25 protein-coding genes are annotated in these 24,594 nt (G+C 70.7%); 5 read left to right on the top strand and 20 right to left on the bottom strand.

Going from position 1 to position 24,594, the window contains the following annotated elements:
• Positions 1-48: 48 nt before the first annotated feature.
• The 6 genes from ABT112_RS10650 to ABT112_RS10675 form a co-directional block, all read right to left on the bottom strand.
• Entirely contained in the window at positions 49-1,386 is a 1,338-nt protein-coding gene (locus ABT112_RS10650) for a dicarboxylate/amino acid:cation symporter (RefSeq protein ID WP_351507801.1), read from the bottom strand.
• Positions 1,387-1,742: 356 nt separating this feature from the next.
• Entirely contained in the window at positions 1,743-2,027 is a 285-nt protein-coding gene (locus ABT112_RS10655) for a DUF4229 domain-containing protein (protein ID WP_351507803.1), read from the bottom strand.
• Between the two features lie 156 nt (positions 2,028-2,183).
• Complete coding sequence (locus tag ABT112_RS10660) at positions 2,184-2,711, bottom strand: GNAT family N-acetyltransferase (RefSeq protein ID WP_351507911.1); 528 nt, start codon at positions 2,709-2,711, stop codon at positions 2,184-2,186.
• A gap of 75 nt (positions 2,712-2,786) precedes the next feature.
• Entirely contained in the window at positions 2,787-3,950 is a 1,164-nt protein-coding gene (mqnE, locus tag ABT112_RS10665; RefSeq protein ID WP_351507805.1) for an aminofutalosine synthase MqnE, read from the bottom strand.
• Between the two features lie 163 nt (positions 3,951-4,113).
• Complete coding sequence (locus ABT112_RS10670) at positions 4,114-4,566, bottom strand: Lrp/AsnC family transcriptional regulator (RefSeq protein ID WP_351507913.1); 453 nt, start codon at positions 4,564-4,566, stop codon at positions 4,114-4,116.
• Positions 4,567-4,777: 211 nt separating this feature from the next.
• Positions 4,778-5,485 (bottom strand): UbiX family flavin prenyltransferase, encoded by a 708-nt coding sequence (locus ABT112_RS10675; protein WP_351507807.1) that lies wholly within the window; start codon positions 5,483-5,485, stop codon positions 4,778-4,780.
• A 148-nt stretch (positions 5,486-5,633) separates the two neighbouring features.
• Here ABT112_RS10675 and ABT112_RS10680 point away from each other — a divergent pair, with 148 nt between their 5' ends.
• Positions 5,634-6,239, top strand: a complete 606-nt coding sequence (locus ABT112_RS10680; protein WP_351507809.1) for a rhomboid family intramembrane serine protease — start codon at positions 5,634-5,636, stop codon at positions 6,237-6,239.
• Between the two features lie 190 nt (positions 6,240-6,429).
• Here ABT112_RS10680 and mqnP read toward each other — a convergent pair whose 3' ends face one another.
• Positions 6,430-7,344: a menaquinone biosynthesis prenyltransferase MqnP gene (gene mqnP / locus ABT112_RS10685; RefSeq protein ID WP_351507811.1), complete on the bottom strand. Its 915-nt coding sequence runs from the start codon at positions 7,342-7,344 to the stop codon at positions 6,430-6,432.
• Positions 7,344-8,795: a menaquinone biosynthesis decarboxylase gene (locus tag ABT112_RS10690; RefSeq protein ID WP_351507813.1), complete on the bottom strand. Its 1,452-nt coding sequence runs from the start codon at positions 8,793-8,795 to the stop codon at positions 7,344-7,346. The genes mqnP and ABT112_RS10690 overlap by 1 nt, the downstream gene beginning before the upstream one ends.
• Before the next feature lie 89 nt (positions 8,796-8,884).
• On the opposite strand from ABT112_RS10690, the gene ABT112_RS10695 reads away from it, so the two are divergent.
• A complete protein-coding gene (locus ABT112_RS10695; RefSeq protein ID WP_351507815.1) occupies positions 8,885-9,247 on the top strand; it encodes a PLDc N-terminal domain-containing protein in 363 nt (120 codons plus the stop codon).
• Between the two features lie 104 nt (positions 9,248-9,351).
• On the opposite strand, the gene ccsB is transcribed toward ABT112_RS10695, so the two are convergent.
• The 7 genes from ccsB to hemL form a co-directional block, all read right to left on the bottom strand.
• The gene (gene ccsB, locus ABT112_RS10700; protein ID WP_351507816.1) at positions 9,352-10,434 is read right to left on the bottom strand and encodes a c-type cytochrome biogenesis protein CcsB; all 1,083 of its coding nucleotides are present in this window, start codon (positions 10,432-10,434) and stop codon (positions 9,352-9,354) included.
• Positions 10,431-12,308, bottom strand: coding sequence for a cytochrome c biogenesis protein ResB (gene resB, locus ABT112_RS10705; protein ID WP_351507818.1), 1,878 nt, complete (start codon positions 12,306-12,308; stop codon positions 10,431-10,433). Before resB ends, ccsB begins: the two co-directional genes overlap by 4 nt.
• A 3-nt stretch (positions 12,309-12,311) precedes the next feature.
• A complete protein-coding gene (locus ABT112_RS10710; protein ID WP_351507916.1) occupies positions 12,312-13,073 on the bottom strand; it encodes a cytochrome c biogenesis CcdA family protein in 762 nt (253 codons plus the stop codon).
• A 10-nt stretch (positions 13,074-13,083) separates the two neighbouring features.
• A complete protein-coding gene (locus ABT112_RS10715; RefSeq protein WP_351507820.1) occupies positions 13,084-13,701 on the bottom strand; it encodes a TlpA family protein disulfide reductase in 618 nt (205 codons plus the stop codon).
• A 136-nt stretch (positions 13,702-13,837) separates the two neighbouring features.
• The gene (locus tag ABT112_RS10720) at positions 13,838-15,070 is read right to left on the bottom strand and encodes a polysaccharide deacetylase family protein (RefSeq protein WP_351507918.1); all 1,233 of its coding nucleotides are present in this window, start codon (positions 15,068-15,070) and stop codon (positions 13,838-13,840) included.
• Between the two features lie 98 nt (positions 15,071-15,168).
• Positions 15,169-15,897, bottom strand: coding sequence for a histidine phosphatase family protein (locus ABT112_RS10725; protein ID WP_502975309.1), 729 nt, complete (start codon positions 15,895-15,897; stop codon positions 15,169-15,171).
• Complete coding sequence (gene hemL / locus ABT112_RS10730; RefSeq protein ID WP_351507824.1) at positions 15,894-17,210, bottom strand: glutamate-1-semialdehyde 2,1-aminomutase; 1,317 nt, start codon at positions 17,208-17,210, stop codon at positions 15,894-15,896. Before hemL ends, ABT112_RS10725 begins: the two co-directional genes overlap by 4 nt.
• A 116-nt stretch (positions 17,211-17,326) precedes the next feature.
• On the opposite strand from hemL, the gene ABT112_RS10735 reads away from it, so the two are divergent.
• Positions 17,327-17,881: a hypothetical protein gene (locus ABT112_RS10735; RefSeq protein ID WP_351507826.1), complete on the top strand. Its 555-nt coding sequence runs from the start codon at positions 17,327-17,329 to the stop codon at positions 17,879-17,881.
• A gap of 87 nt (positions 17,882-17,968) precedes the next feature.
• Here the strand turns inward: ABT112_RS10735 and ABT112_RS10740 are convergent, their stop codons facing one another.
• The 4 genes from ABT112_RS10740 to ABT112_RS10755 form a co-directional block, all read right to left on the bottom strand.
• Positions 17,969-18,643 carry a hypothetical protein gene (locus ABT112_RS10740; protein ID WP_351507828.1) on the bottom strand — a complete coding sequence of 225 codons (675 nt, stop codon included), beginning with the start codon at positions 18,641-18,643 and terminating at the stop codon, positions 17,969-17,971.
• The gene (locus ABT112_RS10745) at positions 18,640-19,869 is read right to left on the bottom strand and encodes an AAA family ATPase (RefSeq protein ID WP_351507830.1); all 1,230 of its coding nucleotides are present in this window, start codon (positions 19,867-19,869) and stop codon (positions 18,640-18,642) included. Before ABT112_RS10745 ends, ABT112_RS10740 begins: the two co-directional genes overlap by 4 nt.
• 275 nt (positions 19,870-20,144) lie before the next feature.
• Positions 20,145-20,603: a hypothetical protein gene (locus ABT112_RS10750; protein ID WP_351507832.1), complete on the bottom strand. Its 459-nt coding sequence runs from the start codon at positions 20,601-20,603 to the stop codon at positions 20,145-20,147.
• A 707-nt stretch (positions 20,604-21,310) separates the two neighbouring features.
• On the bottom strand, positions 21,311-22,090 hold the full coding sequence (locus ABT112_RS10755; RefSeq protein WP_351507834.1) for an SDR family NAD(P)-dependent oxidoreductase: 780 nt from the start codon (positions 22,088-22,090) through the stop codon (positions 21,311-21,313).
• A gap of 250 nt (positions 22,091-22,340) precedes the next feature.
• Here ABT112_RS10755 and ABT112_RS10760 point away from each other — a divergent pair, with 250 nt between their 5' ends.
• Positions 22,341-22,676: a YnfA family protein gene (locus ABT112_RS10760; protein ID WP_351507836.1), complete on the top strand. Its 336-nt coding sequence runs from the start codon at positions 22,341-22,343 to the stop codon at positions 22,674-22,676.
• A gap of 112 nt (positions 22,677-22,788) precedes the next feature.
• Here ABT112_RS10760 and ABT112_RS10765 read toward each other — a convergent pair whose 3' ends face one another.
• A complete protein-coding gene (locus ABT112_RS10765) occupies positions 22,789-23,385 on the bottom strand; it encodes a hypothetical protein (protein ID WP_351507838.1) in 597 nt (198 codons plus the stop codon).
• A gap of 337 nt (positions 23,386-23,722) precedes the next feature.
• Between ABT112_RS10765 and ABT112_RS10770 the strand changes: the two genes are divergently transcribed.
• The gene (locus ABT112_RS10770) at positions 23,723-24,478 is read left to right on the top strand and encodes an SDR family NAD(P)-dependent oxidoreductase (protein ID WP_351507840.1); all 756 of its coding nucleotides are present in this window, start codon (positions 23,723-23,725) and stop codon (positions 24,476-24,478) included.
• Positions 24,479-24,594: the final 116 nt, after the last annotated feature.

Genomic DNA, 24,594 nt, shown 5'->3' on the forward strand with positions numbered 1-24,594 from the left:
CCCCCGATCCGGGGGGGAAATCGGGGGCTCCGCGGCAGGGAAGGACGGTTACGCGGCGACCGGGGCCGGCTCCGCGTCCGCTTCCGCGCCGTGCGGGGCGTCCTCGCCGGCGGCGGCGTACGCGTCACGGTCGAGGATCTTTTCGCGGGCGGCGACGATGACCGGGATCAGCGCCTGGCCGGCCACGTTGGTGGCGGTGCGCATCATGTCCAGGACCGGGTCGATCGCCAGCAGCAGGCCGACGCCCTCCAGCGGGAGGCCCAGCGTGGACAGGGTGAGGGTGAGCATCACCGTGGCGCCGGTCAGACCCGCCGTCGCGGCCGAGCCGACGACGGAGACGAAGGCGATCAGGAGGTAGTCGCCCACGCCCAGGTGCACCCCGAAGATCTCCGCGATGAAGATCGCCGCGAGCGCCGGGTAGATCGCCGCGCAGCCGTCCATCTTCGTGGTGGCGCCGAACGGGACCGCGAAGGAGGCGTACTCCTTCGGCACGCCGAGGCGCTCGGTGACCTGCTGGGTGACCGGCATGGTGCCGACCGAGGAGCGGGAGACGAAGGCCAGCTGGATGGCGGGCCAGGCGCCCCGGAAGAACTGCAGCGGGTTGACCTTGGCGACCGTCGTCAGCAGCAGGGGGTAGACACCGAACATCACCAGCGCGCAGCCGATGTAGACGTCGGCGGTGAAGGTCGCGTACTTGCCGATCAGGTTCCAGCCGTAGGTGGCGATGGCGTAGCCGATCAGGCCGAGGGTGCCGACCGGGGCGAGCCGGATGACCCACCAGAGGGCCTTCTGCAGCAGCTCCAGGACGGACTGGCTGAGGTCCAGGATCGGCTGCGCCTTCTCACCGAGCTGGAGCGCGGCGACACCGGCGACGGCGGCCATGAAGACGATCTGCAGCACGTTGAGTTCGGTGAACGGCGTGATGACGTTCTCCGGGACGATGCCCGTCAGGAAGTCCAGCCAGGTGCCCGCCTCGTCGGGCTTGGCGCCGTCCTTCGGGGTCAGGCCGGTGCCCGAGCCCGGGTTGGTGATCAGGCCGATGGCGAGCCCGATGGCGACCGCGATCAGCGAGGTGACCATGAACCACAGCAGGGTGCGGGTCGCCAGCCGGGCGGCGTTGTTGACGTTCCGCAGATTGGTGATGGACACCAGGATCGCGAAGAACACGAGCGGCGCCACCGCCAGCTTCAGCAGCTGGACGAAGATCGAGCCGGTCTTGTCGAGGGTGGTGAGCAGCCAGCCGACGTCGCCGCTGCGGGCGATCCAGCCGAGCACGACGCCGAGGACGAGACCCAGCAGGATCTGCGCCCAGAACGGCACCTTCGGTATGAGGCTGCCGAGTCTCTTCTCGGCAGCCGGCTGCGGGGCGGGGGCTTCGGTGGACACGGGCACACTCCGGCGAGGAACAAAACAGGGGGACACGGGGTGCGGCGGGCCGTGAGGTGACGGCAGCGCCGACGATGCTTGTCGCTCAGCTGCGGCAACAGGCCGCGGGCAGACAGCGGCAGAGATCGACGGGCAGGCGCGCCATGAGCGGATGCCCCATGGCCATGCGGTGCGCTGCTGCTGTCGTCATGCCCGTCACGGTAACACTTGAACTTTGAGCTATTCAAAGATCTTCTTTGAGATGACGGGGCGGCGCACACCCCCGCGCACAACGTGAACACCCCACCGTGGAGCGGTTGCTCCGCGATGGGGTGTGGCCGGACGGTGCCGGAGAGGGCCCAGTGCTGTGACGAGCGTTACGCGTCTTCCTGGGCCTGGTTGGCGGTCAGCCGCTCCTTGACCCGCTCCACGCGCGGCGCGACCTCCTCGGACATCCGGTCGCGCTGCTTGCGCAGGAGTATGAAGCTGAGCGGCGCCGACAGGATGAGGGCGAGCAGCAGCACCCAGATGATGTGGGAGTCACCGATACCGCTCGGCAGGATCTGCAGGCGGGTCAGGCCCCAGACGACGAGGAAGCAGCCGGCGAAGATGCCGAAGCGCATCGCGGTGTAGCGGAGAGTGGCGTGCTGCTTGCTGCTCACGGAGGGACCTTCTTCTCTGCGGTGGCGGTACGGGGCCGACTCCAGTGAAGCATGTCCGGATCCGGATCAAATGAGGGGGACCGACCGGTCCTCGGGCAGGGCGCAGGGCCTGTGCCGGCGATTCGGTGGCAGTGGGCAGCGGCTCTCCGGCTCAGGTCACCGGCGGAGCCGGAGCCAGAACGTCACGTCGTCGTGGAAGCCGCCGTCCGCGACCCGGATCCCGTCCGGCACCCGGCCGACCTCCCGGTAGCCGCAGGCGCCGTAGAACTCCTCCAGGCCCAGGCCGCTCCGGCAGGTCAGCCGGATGCCGTGGATGCCGTCCAGTCCGCGGGCGGTGCGCCCGACGGCGGCCATCAGGGCCCGTCCGTGACCTTGGCGCTGCCGGGACGGATGGACCAGCACGGTGTGGGCCCAGCACCAGTGGCGGGAGACCGCGGCGGTGTTGAGGGTGAGGAAGGCGGCCGCCACGACCGTGCCGTCCTCGTCGCGACCGACGACGAGCCGGGTGCGGCCCCGGGCCATGGACGCGAGCTGGGTGAGCAGCTCGGGCCGTACGTCCTGGGGCGTCACCGGCGGAACGAAGCCGACGGCGCCCCCGGCGTTCGCGACCTCCGCCCACAGGGCGCAGACGCCGTCGCGCAGACCGGGGGTGACGGCGGGGTCCGGGTCGAACGTGAGCGGCATGGCCACGGAGCCTACGGTTTCGCGCGCATCCGGCCCGGCCCCCCGAATCCGGTCATGAGGTGGCCGCGGCGGACCTCAGAGGCGCATCGGCTGCGGGGTCTCGCGGCGCTCCGGGTCCGGCCCCGGGTACTCGCGGATGACCTCGTACCGGGTGTTCCGCTCGACCGGGCGGAAGCCGGCGTCGCGGATCAGGTCGAGCAGGTCGTCCCGGGTCAGCTTGTTCGGGGTGCCGTAGTTGTCGGCGTCGTGCGTGATCTTGTACTCGACGACCGAGCCGTCCATGTCGTCCGCGCCGTGCTGGAGGGCGAGCTGCGCGGTCTGCACGCCGTGCATCACCCAGAAGACCTTGACGTGCGGGACGTTGTCGAAGAGCAGCCGGGAGACCGCGAACGTCTTCAGCGCCTCCGCCCCGGTGGCCATCGTGGTGCGGGCCTGGAGCCGGTTGCGGACCTTGCCGTCCTGCATGTCGACGAAGTCGTGCTGGTAGCGCAGCGGGATGAAGACCTGGAAGCCGCCGGTCTCGTCCTGGAGTTCCCGCAGCCGCAGCACGTGGTCGACGCGGTGCCGGGGCTCCTCGATGTGCCCGTACAGCATGGTGGAAGGGGTCTTGAGCCCCTTCTCGTGCGCCAGGCGGTGGATGCGCGACCAGTCCTCCCAGTGGGTGCGGTGGTCGACGATGTGCTGCCGCACCTCCCAGTCGAAGATCTCGGCGCCGCCGCCGGTCAGCGACTCCAGCCCGGCGTCGATCAGTTCGTCGAGGATCTCGGAGGCCGTCAGCCCGGAGATCGTCTCGAAGTGGTGGATCTCGGTGGCGGTGAACGCCTTCAGCGAGACCTCGGGGAGGGCTTCCTTGAGGGCCTTCAGGGAGCGCGGGTAGTAGCGCCAGGGCAGCGTGGGGTGGAGACCGTTGACGATGTGCAGCTCGGTGAGGTTCTCGCCCTCCATCGCCTTGGCGAGGCGGACCGCTTCCTCGATGCGCATCGTGTACGCGTCCTTCTCGCCCGGCTTGCGCTGGAACGAGCAGTAGGCGCACGACGCGGTGCACACGTTCGTCATGTTGAGGTGGCGGTTGACGTTGAAGTGGACCACGTCGCCGTTCTTGCGGGTCCGCACCTCGTGGGCGAGGCCGCCCAGCCAGGCGAGGTCGTCGGACTCGTAGAGGGCGATGCCGTCCTCACGGGTCAGTCGCTCCCCCGCGTGGACCTTCTCCTCCAGCTCACGCTTGAGCCCCGCGTCCATGCGGCCGCCTCCCATACGTCTTCCGATCGGGCTCACCCGAGCGTACGCCACCCCTGTGTCACCGGCCCGCACCACTCCCGGACCCCGCCGTTCCGGGCCCACGCGGCGCCCGGGGCCGTGGACGGACGGCCCCGGACGGCTGCCCGGTCCCGGACGGGGCCGGTCACTCCTCGGGGAGTTCGCCGACCCGGTTCTCCCACTTGGTGGAGAGCACGATGGTGGTCCGGGTCCGGGAGACGCCCTTGGTGCCGGAGAGCCGGCGGATGGTCTTCTCCAGGCCGTCGACGTTGCCGACCCGCACCTTGAGCATGTAGGAGTCGTCGCCGGCGATGAACCAGCAGTCCTCGATCTCCTCCAGGTCGCGCAGCCGGTACGCGACGTCCTCGTGGTCGGTGGCGTCGGTCAGCGAGATGCCGATCAGGGCGGTGACCCCGAGGCCGAGGGAGGCGGAGTCGACGGTCGCCCGGTAGCCGGTGATCACGCCGGCCGCCTCGAGACGGTTGATCCGGTCCGTGACGCTGGGCCCGGAGAGCCCGACGAGCCTGCCCAGCTCGGCGTACGAGGCCCTGCCGTTCTCCCGGAGGGCCTGGATGAGCTGCCTGTCCACCGCGTCCATGTAACTGGAGCCTTCCATTATTCAGTCATTTCAGGTTCAATATATAAAATTTAAGGCGCGGAACCCCACTCGCCTGTGAATCTTTCAGCCAATACCCGAAGACACGGTACGGGTGTCGCCCCGCCCGGGGCCGCACCGGGGCAGGGGCGCAGCCGAGCCTCGCTTCCCCCCGGCGCGGGAAGCGACCGTCCTCCCTCGTGGAGCGGAGCGACTACTCCGCCCGGGAGCCTCCGATGTCGCCCTGCCACCGGCGGTACAGCGTGTGCGGCACCCCGGCCGCGTCCAGGGCCCGGCCCGCGACGAAGTCCACCAGCTCCTGGATGTGGGTCGCCCCGGCGTAGAACGCCGGGGAGGCCGGCAGCACCACGGCCCCCGCCTCGTCCAGCGCCACCAGCTGCTTCAGCGTCTGACCGCTCAGCGGTGTCTCGCGGACCGCGACCACCAGCGTCCGGCGCTCCTTGAGGGTCACGCTCGCGGTCCGCTGGAGCAGATCCTTCGACAGCCCCAGCGCCACCCCGGCCACACAGGCCGTGCTCGCCGGAACGATCAGCATGCCCCGGGCGGGGTACGAGCCCGACGAGGGCCCGGCCGCCAGATCGCCCGCGGACCAGTACCGCACGTCGTCCAGGTCCGGCAGCCCCGCTGCGAAGAAGTCCGGGGTGCCGTCCGCGCCGCGCGCCAGCCAGGTACGGAGGTCCGCGCGCCAGTGGGCGTCCCGGAAGGAGATGCCGGTCTCGTCCAGCAGCGTGAGCCGGGAGGCCCGGCTGATCACCAGGTCCACCGGCTCGCCCGCGTGCAGCAGGGCACGCAGGACGGCGGCGGCGTAGGGCGTGCCGGAGGCGCCGGACACGCCGACGACCCACGGCCGGCGCGGGCCGGTGGCGGCGGCGTCGTTCGGTTGCTGCTGGGGCGGCTGCACGGCCCGAGCCTATCCGGAGGCAGCCACCGGGAACCCTGCCCGGGCAGGAACCGGGTGCCCCACCTCGGCCGTTGTCCGGGTGACGGCCCGGAGCGCGGCGCCCGCGGAGGAGGCCGGGCCCGGGCGAGAGCACAGGAGGCGAGGTGCGATGTCGTACGGACCGGCGGCCGCGCCGGCGGGGCGGAGCAGAGGCGACCGGATGAAGGCCGCGGCCGTGCTGATGGTCGGCTGGGTGGCGCTGCTGTGGCTGCTCGAAGCCGTCGACGTGGCGACGGGGCACGCCCTCGACCCGTACGGCATCACCCCGCGCGAGCCGGCCGAACTCGCGGACATACCGCCCGCGGTCTTTCTCCACTTCGGCTTCGGACACGTCGCGGCGAACACCGTGCCGCTGCTGATCCTCGGCTTCCTCGCGGCCCTCGGCGGCGTGCGCCGCTTCCTCGGGGTGGTCTGCGTGATCGTCCTGGTCGGGGGCCTCGGTGTCTGGTTCACCGCGCCGCCGGGTTCGGTGACCGCGGGCGCCTCGGTCGTCGTCTTCGGGCTCTTCGGCTATCTGCTGGTCCGCGGGTTCGTCGACCGCCGGCCGCTGGACATCCTGGTCGGCCTGCTGGTGGCGATGGTCTACGGCTCGATTCTGTGGGGCGTGCTGCCCAGCGCGGGCGCGGTGAGCTGGCAGGGGCACCTCTTCGGCCTGGTCGGCGGGGTGCTGGCGGCCTTCCTGTTCCGCCGCGGGCGCCCGGACGAGCCCGTCTGAAGCCGGGCGGCCACCGGCCCCTTGCTCCGGTCGGCGATGGCGCGCTTCCCGTCCGACGCCGCCCCGCCCCCGATGGCGACGGGCTCCGGCATGTGCCGCCCGCACCGCTGTGCCCCGGGCACCGTCCCGGTTGCGGCAGCCCCCGGCGCGCGCCGACGGCGACCGGTACCCGCCGTCGGCGGCCCGACGGTCAGACCGTCAGGCCGCGCACCAGCAGGTCGAGCAGGGAGCAGACGAACAGCGCGATGCCGATGAAGCCGTTGACGGTGAAGAAGGCCCGGTTGAGCCGGGACAGATCGCCGGGCCGGACGATGCTGTGCTCGTAGAGGAACGCCGTGACCACGATCAGCAGCCCCGCCCAGAAGAACACCCCCGCACCGGTGGCCAGGCCGTACCAGGCGAGCAGCAGGACCGTCAGGACGTGGCATGCCCGCGCCCCGTACAGCGCGCCCGCGACCCCGAACCGGGCCGGGACGGAGAGCACCCCGTGCGCCCGGTCCGCCTGGACGTCCTGGCAGGCGAAGATGAGGTCGAAGCCACCGATCCAGATGCCGACGGCGAGCCCGAGGAGCACCGCCTCCCAGGACCAGTCCGCGGTGACGGCCAGCCAGGCGCCGACCGGGCCCATGGCCTGCGCCAGGCCGAGGATGGCGTGTGGGTAGTGGGTGAACCGCTTGCCGTACGGATAGACCACCATCGGGATCACCGCGACCGGGGCCAGCGCCAGGCAGAGCGGGTTGAGCAGGGCCGCGGCCCCGAGGAAGACGACGACGGCGACGAGGGCACCCGTCCAGGCGGACCGGACGGAGACGGCGCCGGTGACCAGCTCCCTGCTCGCGGTGCGCGGATTCCGGGCGTCGATCTCACGGTCGATGATCCGGTTGGCGGCCATGGCGAAGGTCCGCAGCCCCACCATCGCGACGGTGACCAGGAGCAGTTCTCCCCAGTGGACCCGGCCGTCCTCCAGGAACATCGCGGTGAGCGAGGCGATGTAGGCGAAGGGCAGCGCGAAGACCGAGTGCTCGATCATCACGAGCCGGAGGAATGCCTTCACCCGGCCCGTCGGTGCCGGGCCCGGCCCGACGACGCCCTCGGCGGCGGACATCACAGGCCGTACTCCTTCCAGCGGCGGTCGACCTTCGCCGCCGTCTCCGGGTCGGACCGCACCATCTCCGGCCAGCCGCCGTCCCGGGTGTAGCCCTCCTCGGGCAGCTTCCGGGTGGCGTCGATGCCCGCCTTGCCGCCCCAGAACTGCTGGTAGGAGGCGTGGTCGAGGTGGTCGACCGGGCCCTCGACGATGCTCAGGTCACGCGCGTAGTCGGTGTTGCCGAGGGCCCGCCAGGCGACCTCGTGCAGATCGTGCACATCGCAGTCGGCGTCGACCACGACGATCAGCTTGGTGAGCGACATCATGTGCGCGCCCCAGATGGCGTGCATGACCTTCTGCGCGTGCTTGGGGTAGCGCTTGTCGATCGAGACGATCGCGCAGTTGTGGAAGCCGCCCGCCTCGGGCAGGTGGTAGTCCACGATGTCCGGCACGATCACCTTGAGCAGCGGCAGGAAGAAGCGCTCGGTGGCGCGCCCCAGCGGCCCGTCCTCGGTGGGCGGCCGGCCGACGACAATCGACTGGAGGAGCGGCCGCCGACGCATCGTCACGCAGTCGATGGTGAGGGCCGGGAAGTCCTCCTGCGGGGTGTAGAAGCCGGTGTGGTCCCCGAACGGGCCCTCCGGCAGCATCTTCCCGGGCTCCAGCCAGCCCTCCAGGACGACCTCGGCGTTGGCCGGGACCTGGAGCGGCACGGTCTTGCAGTCGACCATCTCGACGCGCTTGCCCTGGACGAATCCGGCGAACAGGTACTCGTCGATGTCGGCGGGCAGCGGCGCGGTGGAGGCGTACGTCACCGCGGGCGGGCAGCCGAAGGCGATGGCGACCGGCAGCCTCTCCCCGCGGCGGGCCGCCACCTGGTAGTGGTTGCGGCTGTCCTTGTGGATCTGCCAGTGCATGCCGATGGTCCGGCGGTCGTGGCGCTGGAGCCGGTAGAGCCCGAGGTTGCGGACCCCGGTCTCCGGGTCCTTGGTGTGCGTGAGGCCGAGGTTGAAGAACGACCCGCCGTCCTCCGGCCAGGTGAACAGGGCCGGGAGCCGGTCGAGGTCGACGTCGTCACCGGTGAGGACGGTCTCCTGGACCGGGGCGTCCTTGACCTTCCGCGGCGGCACGTGCGCCATGCCGGCCAGCTTGCCGAAGGCCTCCCGCATCCCGACGAAGCCCTGCGGCAGCTCCGGCTTGAGCAGACCGCCGATCCTCTCGCTGATCTCGTCGTAGGACGCCAGTCCGAGGGACTTGAGCAGGCGGCGGTCGGTCCCGAAGACGTTCATGGCCAGCGGCATCGCCGAACCCTTGACGTTCTCGAAGAGGAGCGCGGGTCCGCCGGCCTTGTTCACCCGGTCGACGATCTCACCGACCTCCAGAAAGGGGTCCACCTCGGCCTTGATGCGCTGGAGGTCGCCGTCGCGCTCCAGCGCCCGCAGCAGGGAGCGAAGATCGTCGTAAGCCATACGCCCCAGTATCGGGCACCTACTACCCTGGTCACGTACCCGGGGCCTCGCCCGGCCTCACCGCCCGCCGTCAGGGGGACCGCACCACCATGCTCAGGTATCTGCCGTTTCTGCTGGTCCTGGCGATGTGGATCTACGCGTTCATCGACTGTCTGAACACCCCCGAGAACGAGGTCCGCAAGCTTCCCAAGGGTGCCTGGGTGCTGATCATCGTGCTCTTCGGCTATGCGCTGTTCGGCTCGCTCGCGTGGTTCCTCGCAGGACGCCCCCGGCGCGCGACGGCGGGCGGCACGACCCGGTCGTTCGGCGGCCGTGGCGGGGGCCGCTGGGTCGCTCCGGACGACAACCCCGACTTCCTCAAGTCCCTGGACAAGGACCGCGAGGCGTCGCGGGACAAGGACCCCGAGCGGGAGCGGGACGAGGACCACGGCCCGGACGAGAACCGGGGCTGAGCGGGTTCACTCCCCGCGCATCCCGGGGGGGGAGACGGACAGAACGACGGCGGCCGTCCCACCGAGCCTTCTCGGTGGGACGGCCGCCGTCGTCGAACGAGCCGTCAGACCCCGGCGTAGGAGTGCTTGCCGGTGACGAAGATGTTCACGCCGTAGTAGTTGAAGAGGTAGCAGCCGAAGGCGATCAGGGCCAGGTAGGCGGCCTTGCGGCCCTTCCAGCCGGCGGTGGCGCGGGCGTGCAGGTAGCAGGCGTAGGCGACCCAGGTGATGAAGGACCAGACCTCCTTGGGGTCCCAGCCCCAGTAGCGGCCCCAGGCGGCCTCGGCCCAGATGGCGCCCGCGATGATCGTGAAGGTCCACAGCGGGAACACCGTGGCGTTGATGCGGTACGCGAACTTGTCGAGGCTGGCGGCGGAGGGCAGCCGCTCCAGGACCGAGGCGGCGAAGGCGCCCGGCTGCTGGCCCGACGGGTCGGCGAGCCGGGCCTCGTAGCGGTCGCGGAAGAGGTACAGCAGGCTGCCGACCGCGCCGAGGTAGAGGACCGCGCCGGAGATGATCGCGCAGGAGACGTGGATCCACAGCCAGTACGAGTGCAGGGCGGGAACCAACTGGTCGCTGTCGGTGTACAAGACGGAGACAGCGAGGCCCAGATCGAGGAGGACGCTCGTGACCAGAGGGAGTCCGATCCAGCGCACGTTCTTCTTCAGCACGAGGAGGACGAGGTACACCGCCACGGCCACCATCGAGAACGTGGTGGAGAACTCGTACATGTTGCCCCAGGGGGCGCGTTCCACCGAGAGCGCACGGGTGAGCACGCCACCGAAGTGCATGAGGAAGGCGAGGACGGTCAGGGAGACGGCGATGCGGCCGTACAGATCGCCCTTCTCGGTGCCGCCGGCGGCGCCGGGGCCGTCGGGCACGTCACGGGTGCCCGCGACGGACCGGGTGACGACCTTGGGGCGGTCGAGCACGGCCGTGCCGCCGGCCTGTCCGGAGGCCGTGACGGTGACCTCGGGGGCCGCGGGCGCGGTGAGCGCGGCAGCGGTGCGGCCCACCTTGCTGCGGCTGCCGAAGACCCACTCCGACATATGCGCGATGAAGGCGAGGGTGTAGACCGCCATCGCCGAATAGATCAGCACGTTGCTGATGTGGGCCAGGTTCTCGTTGGCCGCGGCCGCGAGGTTCACGCGCGTGCTCCTTCGCCTTCTCCGGGTTCGGCAGGGTCGGCTGGTGGGTCGGCCGGCGTTTCCGCCGCTGGTGTTTCCGCCGCTGGTGAGCCGGCTGGTTCGGTGGCTGCACTCTCCTCGGGGGCCGGGTCCGCCATCTCGGAGTCCCGGGCCGCCTGCTCGGGAGCGTGCTCCGTCGGCGGCGCGTCCGGCCGGAGGGCCACGGCGAGATCGGCCAGCTCCTCCGGGAGCTTCGCCGATTCGCTGCGGCCGAGCCCGGCCATCTCGACGACCGTGCTGCCGTCGGCGTCGCGCACCGCCCGCACCCAGACGCGCCGGCGCTGGATGAAGAGCGAGGCCGCGAGACCGGCCAGCGCCGCCACCGCGCCGCCGAGGGCGAACCCGTTGGCGGGCCGGTGGGAGACCTGGAAGCTGGCCCAGGCCTTCACCCCGTCGAACTTCAGGGAGCCCGCGCCGTCCGGGAGCTTCATGGTCTCGCCCGGACGCAGCGCCTTGCGGAAGATGTCGCCGTTCTTGTCCTTGAACTGCTTCATCTTGCGCGTTTCGAGCTGGTACACGTTCTGCGGCAGCCCGGAGTCGATGCCGAGGCTGCCGTGGTAGGCGTTCAGCGACAGCACCGGGAAGTCCAGCGCCGGGAAGGAGGAGTGCGGGCCGCGGACCGCGTCCAGCGCATAGGTCGGGGCGAACCGGCCCTGGAAGCCGAGCTGGTCCTTCTTGCCGTCCTTGTCCCGGTAGTCCGGGACCTTGATCACGCCGACGGAGCTGAGGTTGCCGTCCTGCGGGAGGAAGGCCACCGAACCCTGGTAGGCGACGTCGCCCTGGCCGTCCCGGACGGTGACGACCGGCGCATAGCCGTGCTCGAGGAGGTAGACCTTGTTGCCCGCGACATCGAGGGGCTTGTTCACCTCGATGGCGCTCCGCTTCGTCTTCCCGTCCGCGCCTTCCCAGTACGTGACGTCGGCGCGGTACTTGCGGGGGGTGCCCTTCTGCGGGCCCTTCCGCTCGTAGGTCGCGTCGAAGGAGTGCAGGGAGAAGCCGAAGGGCGCGAGGCTGTCGGCGTCGAAGAGACTGCCGGACTTGAAGTCGTCGTACTGGGTGAGCGTGTTGGAGAAGCCGTCGCCCTCGACGATCAGCTTGCCGCCCTCCGACTTCCACAGCTGCCCGACCGCGAAGGCCACGAGCATCACGATCAGCGCGATGTGGAAGACCAGGTTCCCGGCCTCCCGCAGGTAGCCCTTCTCTGCTGCGACGGCGTCACCGACGGTGTGGGCGCGGAAGCGCCGCCGCCGGACCATGCGCTGCGCGGCGGCGAGCACCTGCCCGGGCTCGGCGTCCGTGCGCCAGGTCGTGTGGGCGGGCAGCCGGGTCAGCCGCTTCGGCGCGGCCGGCGGCAGGCCGCGGAGCTGGCCCACGAACTGCCAGCTGCGGGGGACGATGCAGCCGATGAGGGAGACGAACAGCAGGATGTAGACGGCCGAGAACCACACCGAGCTGTAGACGTGGAAGAGCCCCAGCTTCTCGTAGACGGGGGCGAGGGTCTCGTGCTGGTCCTTGAACGTCTGGACCTTGACCGGGTCGACGCTCGACTGCGGCACCAGCGAACCGGGGACGGAGGCCAGCGACAGCAGGAAGAGCAGGATCAGCGCGGTGCGCATGGAGGTGAGCTGCCGCCAGAACCAGCGGCCCCAGCCGACGGCCTCCCGGCCCGACCAGGCGAGCCCACCCAGCACCCCGGGCCGGCGCACCCCGCCGAAGGACCCGGGCATCGCCTGCCCGGGCTGCTCCTCGACCGGCGCCGTCGACAGCTGGGAGCCGGCTGCGCCCAGGCCGGTCTCCTCCGCGGCGTCGGCGGTGGCGTTGTCCGTGTGGGTCATGGATCAGATTCCCGGGGTGAAGTTGGAGGTCCAGACCTGCATGTCGGCGATCATCCGGTCCCAGACGCCGGTGACGAGCAGGACTCCGACGGTGACCAGCATCAGGCCGCCGGTCCGCATCACCCAGACGTAGTGCCGCTTGACCCAGCCGAACGCGCCGAGCGCCCGCCGGAAGGCGACCGCCGCCAGTATGAAGGGCAGGCCCAGACCCAGGCAGTACACGGTGGTGAGCAGCGCCCCGCGGCCGGCGCTCGCCTCGCGGAGGGCCAGGGTGTTGACCGCGGCCAGCGTCGGGCCGAGGCACGGGGTCCAGCCGAGGCCGAACAGCACGCCGAGCATCGGCGCGCCCACCAGCCCCACCGCGGGCTTGGTGTGGAAGCGCAGCTCGCGCTGGGTGAACCCGCCGAGCACGCCGGTGAAGATCAGCCCCATGGCGATCGTCAGAGCGCCGAGGATCTTGGTGATCGTCTCCTTGTGCGCTTCCAGGGTCAGCCCGGCCTGGCCGAAGAGGGCGCCGCCGGAGACGAAGACCGCGGTGAAGCCGAGGACGAACAGCGAGGCCCCGGCGACCATCCGGCCCCGCCGGGCCTCGGCCAGGTCGGTGCCGGTGACGCCGGTCACGTACGACAGATAGCCCGGCACCAGCGGCAGCACGCACGGGGAGAAGAAGGAGACGAGCCCCCCGAGGAGGGCGATGGGCACCGCGAGCAGCAGAGCCCCCGTCATGACGGTGTCGTTCGGGTCGGTCGCGGCAGCGGCGAGCAGGCTCACACGATCACTTCTCCGCGATGAGCGGGTCGAGCGCCTTGCGCAGCTCGTCCTCGCTCAGGGCCTTCAGGGCACGGGCCGCGACCTTGCCGTCCCGGTCGACGATGACCGTCGACGGGATCGCCTTCGGGTTGAGGCTTCCGGCCGGGAAGCGCAGCATCAGCTTCCCCACCGGGTCGTAGAGGCTCGGGTAGGGCACGCCGAATTCCTTCTGGAACTTCACGGCCGGCGGCTTGTTGGGGTCGCGGACGTTGATCCCGACGAACTCCACGCCGTCCGCCTTGGTGGCCTTGGCCACCTTCACCAGGTGCGGCATCTCGAGCCGGCACGGCGAGCACCAGGAGCCCCAGACGTTGATGACGAGGAGCTTGCCCTTGTAGTCGGCGAGGTTCAGCTTCTTGCCGTCGAGGGTGGTGCCGGAGATGTCGGGGAGCGGCTGCCGGTCGGCCTTCTTCGCGGTGTCGATGCCTCCGGTTCCGGCGACGAACTTCGTCCCGGCGGAGCCTCCGGACGTGCCGCCGCCGAGGCAGGACGTCAGGACGAGCGCGGTGGCCGCCGCGCCCACGGCCGGAAGGACGGTCCGGCGGAGGGGCGTGCGGCGTCGGGGCACACGGCGAGCACTCATGTGAAAAGTTTCGCATGGCGCTTCCGGGGAGAATTCGCACCCCCCTCAACCCACCCGAAACCCCCTGTCAGGGGCGGCATCGAATCGCCCGGACGGAGGACTCGACTGAGGGCTCGACGGGGGCTCGACGGAGGGATCAGACGGTCGAGAGGTACGACTTCCAGCCACCCGTCGGCTGTTCACCGACGCCCAGCCGGCGCAGCTTCGCGAGCACCTTGGGGTCCTGGGCGTCCAGCCAGTCCACGTACTGCCGGAAGGACACCAGCCGCACGTCCTTCCGCTTCTCGTCGGCGATGTGCTTGATCGCCTCCTCGACGGCGTTCATGTAGATGCCGCCGTTCCACTCCTCGAAGTGGTTGCCGACGAAGAACGGCGCCCGGTTGCTCTCGTAGGCCCGCTGGAAGCCCTGGATCAGCGCCCCGCGGGCCTGCTTCTCCCAGCCCGGGTAGTTCGACGGATCGCTCTGGGTCGCGGCCTGCGACTGGTTGGCCATCATGTTGTAGTCCATCGACAGGACCTGGAAGCTGCGGCCGGGGAAAGGTATCTGCTGGAGCGGAAGGTCCCATATGCCCAGCTTCTTGCTGGGCCAGACCTGAAGGCCGCCGGACGAGCTGGCGTCGTACCGCCAGCCGAGCTCCCTGGCCGTCGGCAGCAGCCGGCCCTGCCCCTTGAGACACGGGGTCCGGCCGCCCACCAGCTCCTTCGTGTAGTCGAAGGGCAGCGACGGGAGGTCCTTGAAGCCGGTGTTGGTCCGCCACTTGGTGACGAACGACACAGCCTGGTCGATCTCGGAGCGCCACTGGGCGGGGGTCCAGTTCTCCACCGAGCCCGTGCCGCTGCAGAAGTGGCCGTTGAAGTGGGTCCCGATCTCGTGGCCCTCGAGCCAGGCCTTGCGCAGGTTCTCCAGGGTGACCCGGATGTGGTCGTCGGTGAGGTAGCCGATGGCGGAGGCGCCGACCGGGTTGTTCGGCGGGTGGTACAGCCGCTTCTTGGACTCGGGCAGCAGATAGATGCCGGAGAGGAAGAAGGTCATGGCCGCGCCGTGATCCCGGGCCACCTTGCGGAAGCGCGGGAAGAGACCGTTGCCGACCTCGCCCGCGCCGTCCCAGGAGAAGATCACGAACTGGGGCGGGGTCTGGCCCGGTTCGAGCCGCTCGGCCTTGGGCTGGTGGGGCTGCCGCCCGCTGTGCGCGGTCGAACCGTCCCCGATCGGCTTCTCCGCGGGCCGGTCACTCCCGCCGCCCCCTCCGGAAGCCCTTCCTCCGCGTCCGGTGCCGGAGCCCGTGTCCGGGCCGCAGCCCGCGGCTCCCGCAGCGGCCACCGCGCCCAGTCCCATGCCCAGCAGTCCCCGACGACTGATGTCGCGCATTGTGTCCCCATCCACGTACCGGTGTCCGTTCCTCGTACGAACGGACACCGGCTAAGAGGGAGGGGGCGAGAGGCGGGTTCCGGAAAACGGCGCGTTTTCTACGCTCCGAATCCCTTGCTGCCCTTGACAGCACCCCTGCCGAAGCGCTTCTGGGCACCGGCGAGCAGATGCGGCGGGACCAGGTCCCGGGCGGGTTCGCTGTAGCCAACCGAGACGAGCCGGTCGCCCTGGAAGCTGAACGAGGTCACGCTCGCCAGGGTGCACTGCCGGCGGCGCGGGTCGTGCCACAGCCGGCGCCGCTCGGCGAAGCTCCGGACGATCCAGATCGGGAGCTGGTGGCTGACCGCCACCGCCTCGTGCCCCCGCGCGGCGTCGCGCGCGGCGCCGAGCGCCGACATCATCCGCACCACCTGGTCGATGTACGGCTCACCCCAGGACGGCCGGAACGGGTTGGTGAGGTGACGCCAGTTGGCCGGGCGCTTCAGGGCGCCGTCCCCGACCCCGAAGGTCTTGCCCTCGAAGACGTTGCCCGCCTCGATCAGCCGCTCGTCGGTGGCGAGGTCCAGCGCGTGCGCCTTGGCGACCGGCGTCGCCGTCTCCTGGGCCCGCTCCAGCGGGGAGGAGACGACGTACCGGATGTCCCGGTCGGCCAGGTGCTCGGCGACCCGGTCGGCCATCTGCCGGCCGAGCTCCGAGAGGTGGTAGCCCGGCCTGCGCCCGTAGAGCACACCGTCCGGGTTGTGCACCTCGCCGTGGCGCACCAGGTGCACGACGGTGGTGCTGCTCTGCCCCTCGGGGGCACTCGCGTTGGTCATGTCGTCCATCATGCGGAGGCCTCGGCGGCGGCCCGCGCCGCGGTCGGCAGTGCGGCCGCGATCCGCTCGACCGCCGCGCTGTCGTGGGCCGTGGAGACGAACCAGGACTCGAAGGCGGACGGCGGGAGGTAGACGCCCTGGGCGAGCATGGCGTGGAAGAACGCGGTGAAACGGTACGCCTGCTGGGCCTTGGCCTTGTCGTAGTCGGTGACGTCCTCGTCGGTGAAGAAGACGGAGAACATGTTCCCGGCGGTCTGCAGCCGGTGCGTCACCCCTTCCTTGGCCAGCGCCTCGGTGACCAGCCCGCGCAGCTCGGCGGAGACCGCGTCCACCCGCTCGTAGGCCGCGTCGTCCAGCAGCCGCAGCTGGGCGAGGCCGGCGGCGGTGGCGACCGGGTTCCCGGAGAGGGTGCCCGCCTGGTAGACGGGGCCGAACGGGGCGAGGTGGGCCATGACGTCGGCGCGCCCGCCGAACGCCGCGGCCGGGAAGCCGCCGCCCATGACCTTGCCGAAGGTCATCAGGTCCGGCTCGACACCGTCGATGCCGTACCAGCCGGACTTCGACACCCGGAAGCCCGTCATGACCTCGTCGGAGATGTAGAGGGCGCCGCTCTCCGCGCACAGCGACTTCAGCCCGGCGTTGAAGCCCGGCAGCGGCGGCACGACGCCCATGTTGCCCGGCGACGCCTCGGTGATCACACAGGCGATCTCGCCCGGGTGGCGGGCGAAGGCGTGCCGGACGGCGTCCAGGTCGTTGTAGGGAAGGACGATCGTGTCGCCGGCCTGGGCCCCGGTGACGCCCGGGGTGTCCGGCAGCCCGAACGTCGCCACCCCCGAGCCCGCCGCGGCCAGCAGCGCGTCCACGTGCCCGTGGTAGCAGCCGGCGAACTTGATCACCTTGGCGCGGCCGGTGAAGCCGCGGGCGAGCCGGATGGCCGACATCGTCGCCTCGGTGCCGGAGGACACCAGCCGCACCTGCTCCACCGGCGCGATCCGGTCGACGATCTCCTCGGCGAGCGCGACCTCACCCTCACCCGGCGTACCGAAGGAGGTGCCGCGGGCGACGGCCGCCTGCACCGCCTCGATCACCTCAGGGTGGGAATGGCCGAGGATCATCGGTCCCCACGAGCACACCAGGTCGACATACTCGCGACCGTCGGCGTCGGTGAGGTACGGACCGGTACCGGACACCATGAAACGGGGCGTACCACCGACGGCGCGGAAGGCGCGGACGGGAGAGTTCACGCCGCCGGGCGTCACGACGGCCGCACGGTCGAACAGCGTCTGCGAAACTGGGGCATCGTACGAGTAAGTCACGCAAGCCATGGTGTCAGAGCCCGGCGGGGATGCGTCGTCGGGCGTTTCGCCGCCGGACGGCGGGGGAGGTCTCTGACACGATGATCGGGTTGCGCGGCGATGGCCGTGAGTGGTCGGGTGGAGATATGCAGCGCGGTGGCGGACTGGGCGAGGGGACCGATGACCTGGGCCCCGAGCGCGCTCAGCGGGGGCGGCACCGGCGCGAGGGCGAAGCGCGGACTGGTGGGAGCAGGGGTGGCCGAGTGGGGGTGACCTACAAATACTTCGGTGCGCCGGACGGGGCGACCGCCGCCAGGGTCCCCATCTCCATGCGCCCGGAGGAGCTCGGTGGGGACGAGCTCGGCATGGGGGGCATGTTCACCAAGATAAAGCCGGAGACGATGGCGGCGATGGTGCTCACGGGCATCGAGGGCGTACCGCTGCACAAGGTCCCGCCGCTGGAGCTGGTGGTGCTGCACCCGGACTACGCGGTGGTCAAGCTGCCGATGACCGTCGTGGACCCGCTGCGCGGCGTGGGCGAGGAATCCGTCGGCGCGGCGGCCTTCATCTGGTCCACGGTCCCGGACCGCGGCGGCCCGCGGGACGCGTTCAACGTCTACCAGCTGCTCCACGAGTGGCAGGACTTCTCGCACCGGCTGCACGAGGCGGGGCACCAGCCGTACTGCCTGGTGTGGCCCTGACGTTCGGGCGCAGTGCGGGCCTGCGCCGGGGTTTCGTCCGTTGAGCCGGCTGCGCGGCAGCGTCTGCGCGGCCCAGGCCGGCCGCCCTCAGCGTCGCCCGGGGGACGGTACCGACCACGCACCAAGGTCCGAGGCGAATTCGCTGTAGGACCGATTAGTCCCCTTCGGCTGCTCGATCAGGCCGTGCTCGAGGGCCTTCGTGGCTATCTCCGGCCCGTCGCTCTCCCGGAAGCGCGGGCTGTTGAGCTCGGCTTCGAGGTCTTCCTTGGGCTTCTGCCGTCGAGCCGTGTCTCTGCCTTCCCACGAAGCAGGAAGCTTCCAGGACGGCCTGTGGAGCGGGAACGCGTCCGGAAAGAGCAGCAGCCAGGCTTCGGACTCTGCCGCCGCCAGGGCATAGACCGATTCGCAGCTTCCGGCGGCATTGGTCAGAGCCGACGACACCATGCGCCGAGCGTTGTCATAGGCAGGGCCGGGACAGGCATCCATGTCCTCGTGGATCGCAATGCCGACCAGGTCGCCCTTCTTCAGCTTGGCTTTACCGCGGGCCTTGTTCACCAGAATCCCGGCGGCCGTGGCCAGTTCCGAACCCGACTTCTTCCGTAGCCGCACAGGATCACTGATCTCAGTGAGGACAACTGTGCGAGCCAGCTCCGGGTGGAGAGCCTTGATGAAGGCAGCAAGAATGCGGCGGTCATTGGAACTCTCTCCCGCGAGAACAACGACCCCCTTGCCAGGAGCCTTGGCCGTCCGCCTCCGGCTCACAGTTCGTCCTCCGTCAGGTCTCCTCCGAGCACACCGGAAAACCAGAGTTCACCGAGTGGCTGGTCGCCGGTCTCCGCGACGATGGCCTCGACTTCGTCCACCGAAAGGGCCGGGATGATGGATGCGCCACTGTCGTCACGGTCGCAGACGATGAACTCTTGCGGTGTCAGACGGTCCACGAGGGCTGGTGAGTGTGTGGCAACGATCAACTGGGTTCGCGCAGAGGCCTCCCGCATACGCTCCACGATGAGTTCGAGCGCCTGCGGGTGCAGACCGTGGTCGATCTCTTCCACGCAGGTGAGCGCAGGTGGCTGCGGGTCATAGAGTATGGCCAGTAGGCCCAGCAGGCGCACCGTCCCGAAGGAGGCGTGAGCGAGCGGAGTCGTACGGCGGAGCCCCTTCTCGTGGAGTACCACAGCCAGTCGGTCCGCGTAGCCGCCGACCTGCTCGAACTCAATGGCCTCCAGCTGCGGCAGCAGTCTGCGTGCGTCCTCCGTCAGCAGGTTCCAGCGCTCCACGTCGGCGCTGAGCTGGACCAGGAATGCTGCCAGATTCTCGGCATGTGCCCCCAAGCGGCCGGCGAGCGTGGAGCGGGCTCGGGTGGGCTGTCGTGCCGCATCGACATCCACGTCGAACACCCGGAACGAGGAGAGACGCTCGGCAACCCTCGAGACCTCGTCACCTCCGTCGGAAGGACCCAACCGCGGCAACGTGGAAAGCCCGCTGCTCAGCCGTTGAATGCCAAACCTGTCGCGTCCGGACTCACGGCCCGCCCGCTCATCAACAACGGTGGCTTCCTCACCCGAAATGGTGATGCGCCGCCCTCGCCCACCCGTACGCTTGAAGGCGAAGCTCTCATGGCGCGACAGGATGTAGGGCTCCTTGCTGTCCGCGCTGGAGGAAGCACGCCTGCGAATGGTCAGGGCATACTCATCCGGCGCGTTGAGGCTCGCGTGCGTCGTCCAGTTGGCCTTGAGTTGGATCTTCAAGGACGTCGGTGGCTTGTCACCGCCCCAGAACGCGACTTCGTCGAAGCCGTCACGCTCGTCCAACGCGGGCCGGAGATCGGTGCGAATGATGGCGGCGAGAAAGTCGAAAACCTTCAGTACGTTGGACTTTCCGACCCCGTTGGGGCCCACGAGCACGGTCAGCGGGCCAAGCGGGATGGTCACATCGCGCAGACTTCGGAAGTTCTCAACGTGGAGTTCCATGAGACGGCCGGGCATGAGATGAACCTACCGGTTGAGCGAGCGTGGAACAGACAGGTAGGCAAAGCCGGTTCCTTCACCGACCGCGATGGTCGGTTCTACAAGAGCATGCGACCGCTGTCACCCGAACGGCACAGCGAACGGACTGCAGGGCGCCCTGGCACAGGCATCGCGGTGCCAGGACCGCTCCCGACCCGGCGCGGACACCGGCAGGGGCACCCCGCGCGGCGGAGTGCCCCTCACTAATATCGCTGCCGGTGATATGTCGTCGTCCCGTCGGTCCGCGGACCGGGTCACGACTGGCCCTTCACCCGGCGGCGGATGACGATCGCGCTCCCGCCGGCCGCCAGGGCGACCAGCGCGGCTCCGCCGACGAACTCCGGGTTGCCGAGCCCCTGACCGGTGCCGCCCTCACCTGCGCGGGAGCCCCCGGTGGGTCCGACGGTGAGCCAGTCGAAGAACTTCCTCCCGTCGCCGCAGCGGAGGATGACCTTGTTCTTGCCCTTGGCGTCCCGGAGGACCCTCGCCGTGCCGGCCAGCTGCCGGCCGCTGGGCTGGAGCCGGGTCGTCCCGAAGGCGGCCGAGTACGCCGTCGCCCCCCGGCGGCTGTCGCACTTCTTGTCGTCGGTGATCCGCACGGTCTGGCCCGGGCGGGCCCGGTGCGGATCCACACTGGCCATGGCGGCGGGGGCGGCCAGACCCACGAGCGCGGTGGCCGCGACCGTGGTGGCGAATACACGAGCTGGTCGCATGGACTCCTCCTGTGCCGGCCGTGGCTCCGGTGGCCACCCTCGGGATTTCCGGCACAGTCCGATGCAAAGCGAGGAGCGTTCGGCGCGCGACGCGAGCGCCACGCCGACGTCACCCTGATGCCGGATCAGTTCCTGTGCGTCCGGGGGAGTTCTCGCAGCGCCTGCGGCGTGTCGCGGGAAATCCGGCTTCCCTCCTGATGATCGCGTCCGCACGGGTGAGCCGCTGCCGCCGGCCGGGAGGCGCCCCGGAGCCCCACCCGGGCCGGGCCCGTCCCGGGCGCCGGTGGTCTCCCCCGAGGAAGGCCAGGTGGGCGACCGGTCAGGACGGGTCGGGATCGGTCAGGGCCGGTCGGGGTCGATCTCGTCCGGCCGCGGGAAGACGGTCCCGTCCCGGTTGGCCGGGGACGCCCCCGGGGCCGTGCCCCGTGCCCTGTGCCCTGTGCCCTGTGCCCCGATCAGGGTCCGGGCCCGGCCGGCGAGGCTCGGGAGAGCTGTCGGCGGGGCTCAGCGACCGGCGCCACGGTCGGTCCACGGGGCTCGGGAGCCCAGCGGACGAAACACCGGACCCCAGGGCACGGCGGGCCCCAGGGCACGGCGGACCCCAGGGCACGGCGGACCCCAGGGCGCGGCGGGCCCCAGGGCACGGCGGGCCCCAGGGCACGGCGGAGCCCATGCCGCAGCGGAGCCCCCGCACTCGGAGGCCCGGCTCAGTGGACGGAGAAGCCGCCGTCGACGCAGATCGACTGCCCGGTGACGTAGCCGGAGGCGCGGCTCGCCAGGAACACCGCGGCGCCCGCGAAGTCCTCGGCCATGCCGTTGCGCCCGGCCAGGGTGCGCGCGGCCAGTGCCGCCACCCGCTCGGGGTCGGAGGACAGGCGGGTGTTGAGCGGCGTCATCACGAACCCCGGCACGAGCGTGTTGCAGGTGACGCCGTGCGGCGACCAGGCCTCGGCCTGGGACCGGGCCAGCGACTCCAGCGCCCCCTTGGAGACGCCGTAGGCGCCGCTGCGCACGAAGGCCCGGTGCGCCTGCTGGGAGCTGATGTGGATGATCCGCCCGAAGCCCCGCTCGGCCATGCCGGGGCCGAACCGCTGTCCCAGCAGGTGGGGCGCCTCCAGGTTGACCGCCATCGTGGCGTCCCACGTCGCGTCGTCGAGCTCGTCCAGCGGCGGGCGCAGGTTGATTCCGGCGGAGTTGACGAGGATGTGCGGCTCCCCGTACACCGCTGCCGCCTTCTCGGCCGCCGCGCGCACACCGTCGCGGGTGCTCAGGTCGGCGCTGACCCAGGAGGCCCGGCAGCCGTCGGCCGTCAGCTCGTCCGCGGTGGCGGTCAGTTCCGCCTCCCGGCGCGCCACGACCACCACGCTCGCCCCGGCGCGCGCCAACGCGCCGGTGATGGCGCGGCCGATGCCGGAACTGCCGCCGGTCACCACGGCAACCAGCCCGTCCAGCGAGAAGAGTTCGGAGAGATACGGCTGCGAGGTCATGCCCGAACCCTAGAACGGCGCGGCCCCAACGACCGTATCCGGAGGGCGGATTCCCATCCTGTGGACAGCACCGGCGGCCTCGGCCCGACGCGCCTTCTCGGCCGGGGCGTCCGACCGCCGACGAGCCCCCGGCGCTCCCCACCCCCGCCGTCGCCGGAGGGTGACCCCCCGTCCGGCTCCCGCCGTCGTTCCCCCGCCCCGCTCCCACCGCCGCGCCGGCATCCGGCCCGTCCACCCGTACGCTGCGCGCATGCTCGTGATCCGGTCGGTCGCTCTCTTCGTCCTCGCCGCGCTCTTCGAGATCGGCGGCGCCTGGCTCGTCTGGCAGGGGGTGCGCGAGCACCGCGGCTGGGCCTGGATCGGCGCGGGTGTCCTCGCGCTGGGCGTGTACGGCTTCGTCGCCACGCTCCAGCCGAACGCCGATTTCGGCCGCATCCTGGCGGCGTACGGCGGGGTCTTCGTCGCGGGTTCGCTGGCCTGGGGGATGGTCGCGGACGGCTACCGCCCGGACCGCTACGACGTGACGGGGGCCCTGATCTGTCTGGCCGGGGTCGCCGTCATCATGTACGCCCCGCGCGGCGGGTGAGCCCCCGGGCCGCCGCGGAAATGACCAGCGGCCCGCGCCGGGTCACGGCGCGGGCCGCCTCTGTCAGCCTCTTCCAGGGGTCAGAGGCTCCGGCATCGCCACGGGTGAGCGGCTACCGCCGGAAGACCTTGTTCTTCGCCTGCACGGACTCGTCGGAGCAGGAAGCCTTCTCCGCAGCGGTCATCTTGCGGGACTTGACGACCACGGCATTGTTCTTGCCATCGGTACCGTTCGCCGCCGGACCGGTGACGGTGTCCGGAACGAACCAGTAGTAGTGGCCCCACTGCGGGTCGTCGTAGTGAGTCTGCCAGGTACCGGTCACCTTCTGCATCACCTGGGCCCGTGAGATCCATCCGACCTCGCCCGGCTTCACCGTCATGTTCAGCGAGCTGTTCTCGGCGTGCGTGTTCGTCCAGGTGTGGCTGTACGTCGCGGTCACGCTGAGGTCGATGATGCCCGCGATGTTGCCGCCCGCGGTGACGGAGACACCGGCGGAGTCGGTGGACCCCACGGTGTCGGTCCAGCCCATCGTCTGGCTGGCGTCCGACGTGGTGCAGTTGTAGAGCGCGTCGGAGACCTTGTGGAACTCGCCGAGGTACGCCTCGCCGAGCTGGGGGTCGTTGAAGCTGCACTTCCCCTTGCCGGAGCTGCAATCGGCCATGAGCTGATCCCGCGTGGGTTCGTCGGCGGCCGATGCGGGGAGAGCCATGGCCCCCACCATGCCCAACGCCGATGCCGACAGCGCGAGCAGTCTCGCTCCACGCCTGATCGCTCGATTTATCGCCATGATCGTGCCTTTCGCCTTGCCTTTGGGGGCCAGTGACGCCAATGGGCTTGGAATCACTGCCTGTTGCGAATGAGACTGACGCAACACGTGATGTGCGCAACACCAAGAAATGGCAAAGTTGTAGTTGATGTTAAAACAGGTCATCCGACCAGAACGGGTAGAGAACGGGGAAAGAAGCGACAGGAGTTGACGTCAAGCACACTTGTGGCGATCGATTTATGCTGCTCGGGATCGATGTCATCGCCGTGAGGAGCACCGCATGAGCACCCGTACCGCCGTCGTGACCGGGGCGAGCAGCGGGATCGGGGCGGCCACGGCCCGCCGGCTCGCGGCGGCCGGCTACCGGGTGGTCCTGACGGCCCGCCGCGAGGAGCGCATCGAGTCGCTCGCCGCCGAACTCACCGCGGCCGGGCACCGGGCGCTCGCCCACCCCCTGGACGTCACCGACCGGGCCGCCATCGACGCCTTCGCCGCGTCGCTGGACCGCTGCGACGTCCTGGTGAACAACGCCGGAGGGGCCATCGGCACCGAACCGGTGGCGTCCGCGGACCCGCAGGACTGGCGCACGATGTTCGAGGTCAACGTCCTCGGCGTGCTCAACGTCACCCAGGCCCTGCTCCCCGCCCTCACCGCCTCCGGCGACGGCACGGTCGTGGTGCTGTCCTCCACGGCCGGGCTGGCCACGTACGAGGGCGGCGGCGGCTACGTCGCCGCCAAGCACGGCGCCCATGTCATCGCCGAGACCCTGCGGCTGGAGCTGAACGGGCAGCCGGTGCGCATCATCGAGGTCGCCCCCGGCATGGTGAAGACCGACGAGTTCGCGCTCACCCGCTTCCGGGGCGACGAGGACAGGGCGGAGGCCGTCTACGCGGGGGTGGCCGAGCCGCTGACGGCCGACGACGTCGCGGACACCATCGAGTGGGCGGTGACCCGGCCCCCGCACGTCAACATCGACCTGCTGGTCGTCCGGCCGCGCGCCCAGGCCTCCAACTACAAGGTGCACCGGGAGCGCTGACCCGGGCCTCCGGGCCCGGGTCCCTCAGCCGTCCGGCGGCGGCCGTCGTCTCCCCGGCCGCCGCTTCCCCGGCCGCCGCTTCCCCGGCCGTCGCCTCCCCGGCCGTCCCGGCCTCG

This window comes from Streptomyces sp. NPDC002055, from assembly GCF_040296705.1.
Lineage (GTDB): Bacteria > Actinomycetota > Actinomycetes > Streptomycetales > Streptomycetaceae > Streptomyces.

Excerpts from the sequence above, each read along its gene's own strand:
- ABT112_RS10660 (WP_351507911.1), bottom strand. The coding sequence starts at position 2,711 with ATGCCGCTCACGTTCGACCCGGACCCCGCCGTCACCCCCGGTCTGCGC.
- mqnE (WP_351507805.1), bottom strand. The coding sequence starts at position 3,950 with ATGGACGCGGGGCTCAAGCGTGAGCTGGAGGAGAAGGTCCACGCGGGG.
- ABT112_RS10670 (WP_351507913.1), bottom strand. The coding sequence starts at position 4,566 with ATGGACGCGGTGGACAGGCAGCTCATCCAGGCCCTCCGGGAGAACGGC.
- ABT112_RS10680 (WP_351507809.1), top strand. The coding sequence starts at position 5,634 with ATGTCGTACGGACCGGCGGCCGCGCCGGCGGGGCGGAGCAGAGGCGAC.
- mqnP (WP_351507811.1), bottom strand. The coding sequence starts at position 7,344 with ATGTCCGCCGCCGAGGGCGTCGTCGGGCCGGGCCCGGCACCGACGGGC.
- ABT112_RS10690 (WP_351507813.1), bottom strand. The coding sequence starts at position 8,795 with ATGGCTTACGACGATCTTCGCTCCCTGCTGCGGGCGCTGGAGCGCGAC.
- ABT112_RS10695 (WP_351507815.1), top strand. The coding sequence starts at position 8,885 with ATGCTCAGGTATCTGCCGTTTCTGCTGGTCCTGGCGATGTGGATCTAC.
- resB (WP_351507818.1), bottom strand. The coding sequence starts at position 12,308 with ATGACCCACACGGACAACGCCACCGCCGACGCCGCGGAGGAGACCGGC.
- ABT112_RS10715 (WP_351507820.1), bottom strand. The coding sequence starts at position 13,701 with ATGAGTGCTCGCCGTGTGCCCCGACGCCGCACGCCCCTCCGCCGGACC.
- ABT112_RS10720 (WP_351507918.1), bottom strand. The coding sequence starts at position 15,070 with ATGCGCGACATCAGTCGTCGGGGACTGCTGGGCATGGGACTGGGCGCG.
- ABT112_RS10725 (WP_502975309.1), bottom strand. The coding sequence starts at position 15,897 with ATGATGGACGACATGACCAACGCGAGTGCCCCCGAGGGGCAGAGCAGC.
- hemL (WP_351507824.1), bottom strand. The coding sequence starts at position 17,210 with ATGGCTTGCGTGACTTACTCGTACGATGCCCCAGTTTCGCAGACGCTG.
- ABT112_RS10735 (WP_351507826.1), top strand. The coding sequence starts at position 17,327 with ATGCAGCGCGGTGGCGGACTGGGCGAGGGGACCGATGACCTGGGCCCC.
- ABT112_RS10745 (WP_351507830.1), bottom strand. The coding sequence starts at position 19,869 with ATGCCCGGCCGTCTCATGGAACTCCACGTTGAGAACTTCCGAAGTCTG.
- ABT112_RS10750 (WP_351507832.1), bottom strand. The coding sequence starts at position 20,603 with ATGCGACCAGCTCGTGTATTCGCCACCACGGTCGCGGCCACCGCGCTC.
- ABT112_RS10755 (WP_351507834.1), bottom strand. The coding sequence starts at position 22,090 with ATGACCTCGCAGCCGTATCTCTCCGAACTCTTCTCGCTGGACGGGCTG.
- ABT112_RS10760 (WP_351507836.1), top strand. The coding sequence starts at position 22,341 with ATGCTCGTGATCCGGTCGGTCGCTCTCTTCGTCCTCGCCGCGCTCTTC.
- ABT112_RS10765 (WP_351507838.1), bottom strand. The coding sequence starts at position 23,385 with ATGGCTCTCCCCGCATCGGCCGCCGACGAACCCACGCGGGATCAGCTC.
- ABT112_RS10770 (WP_351507840.1), top strand. The coding sequence starts at position 23,723 with ATGAGCACCCGTACCGCCGTCGTGACCGGGGCGAGCAGCGGGATCGGG.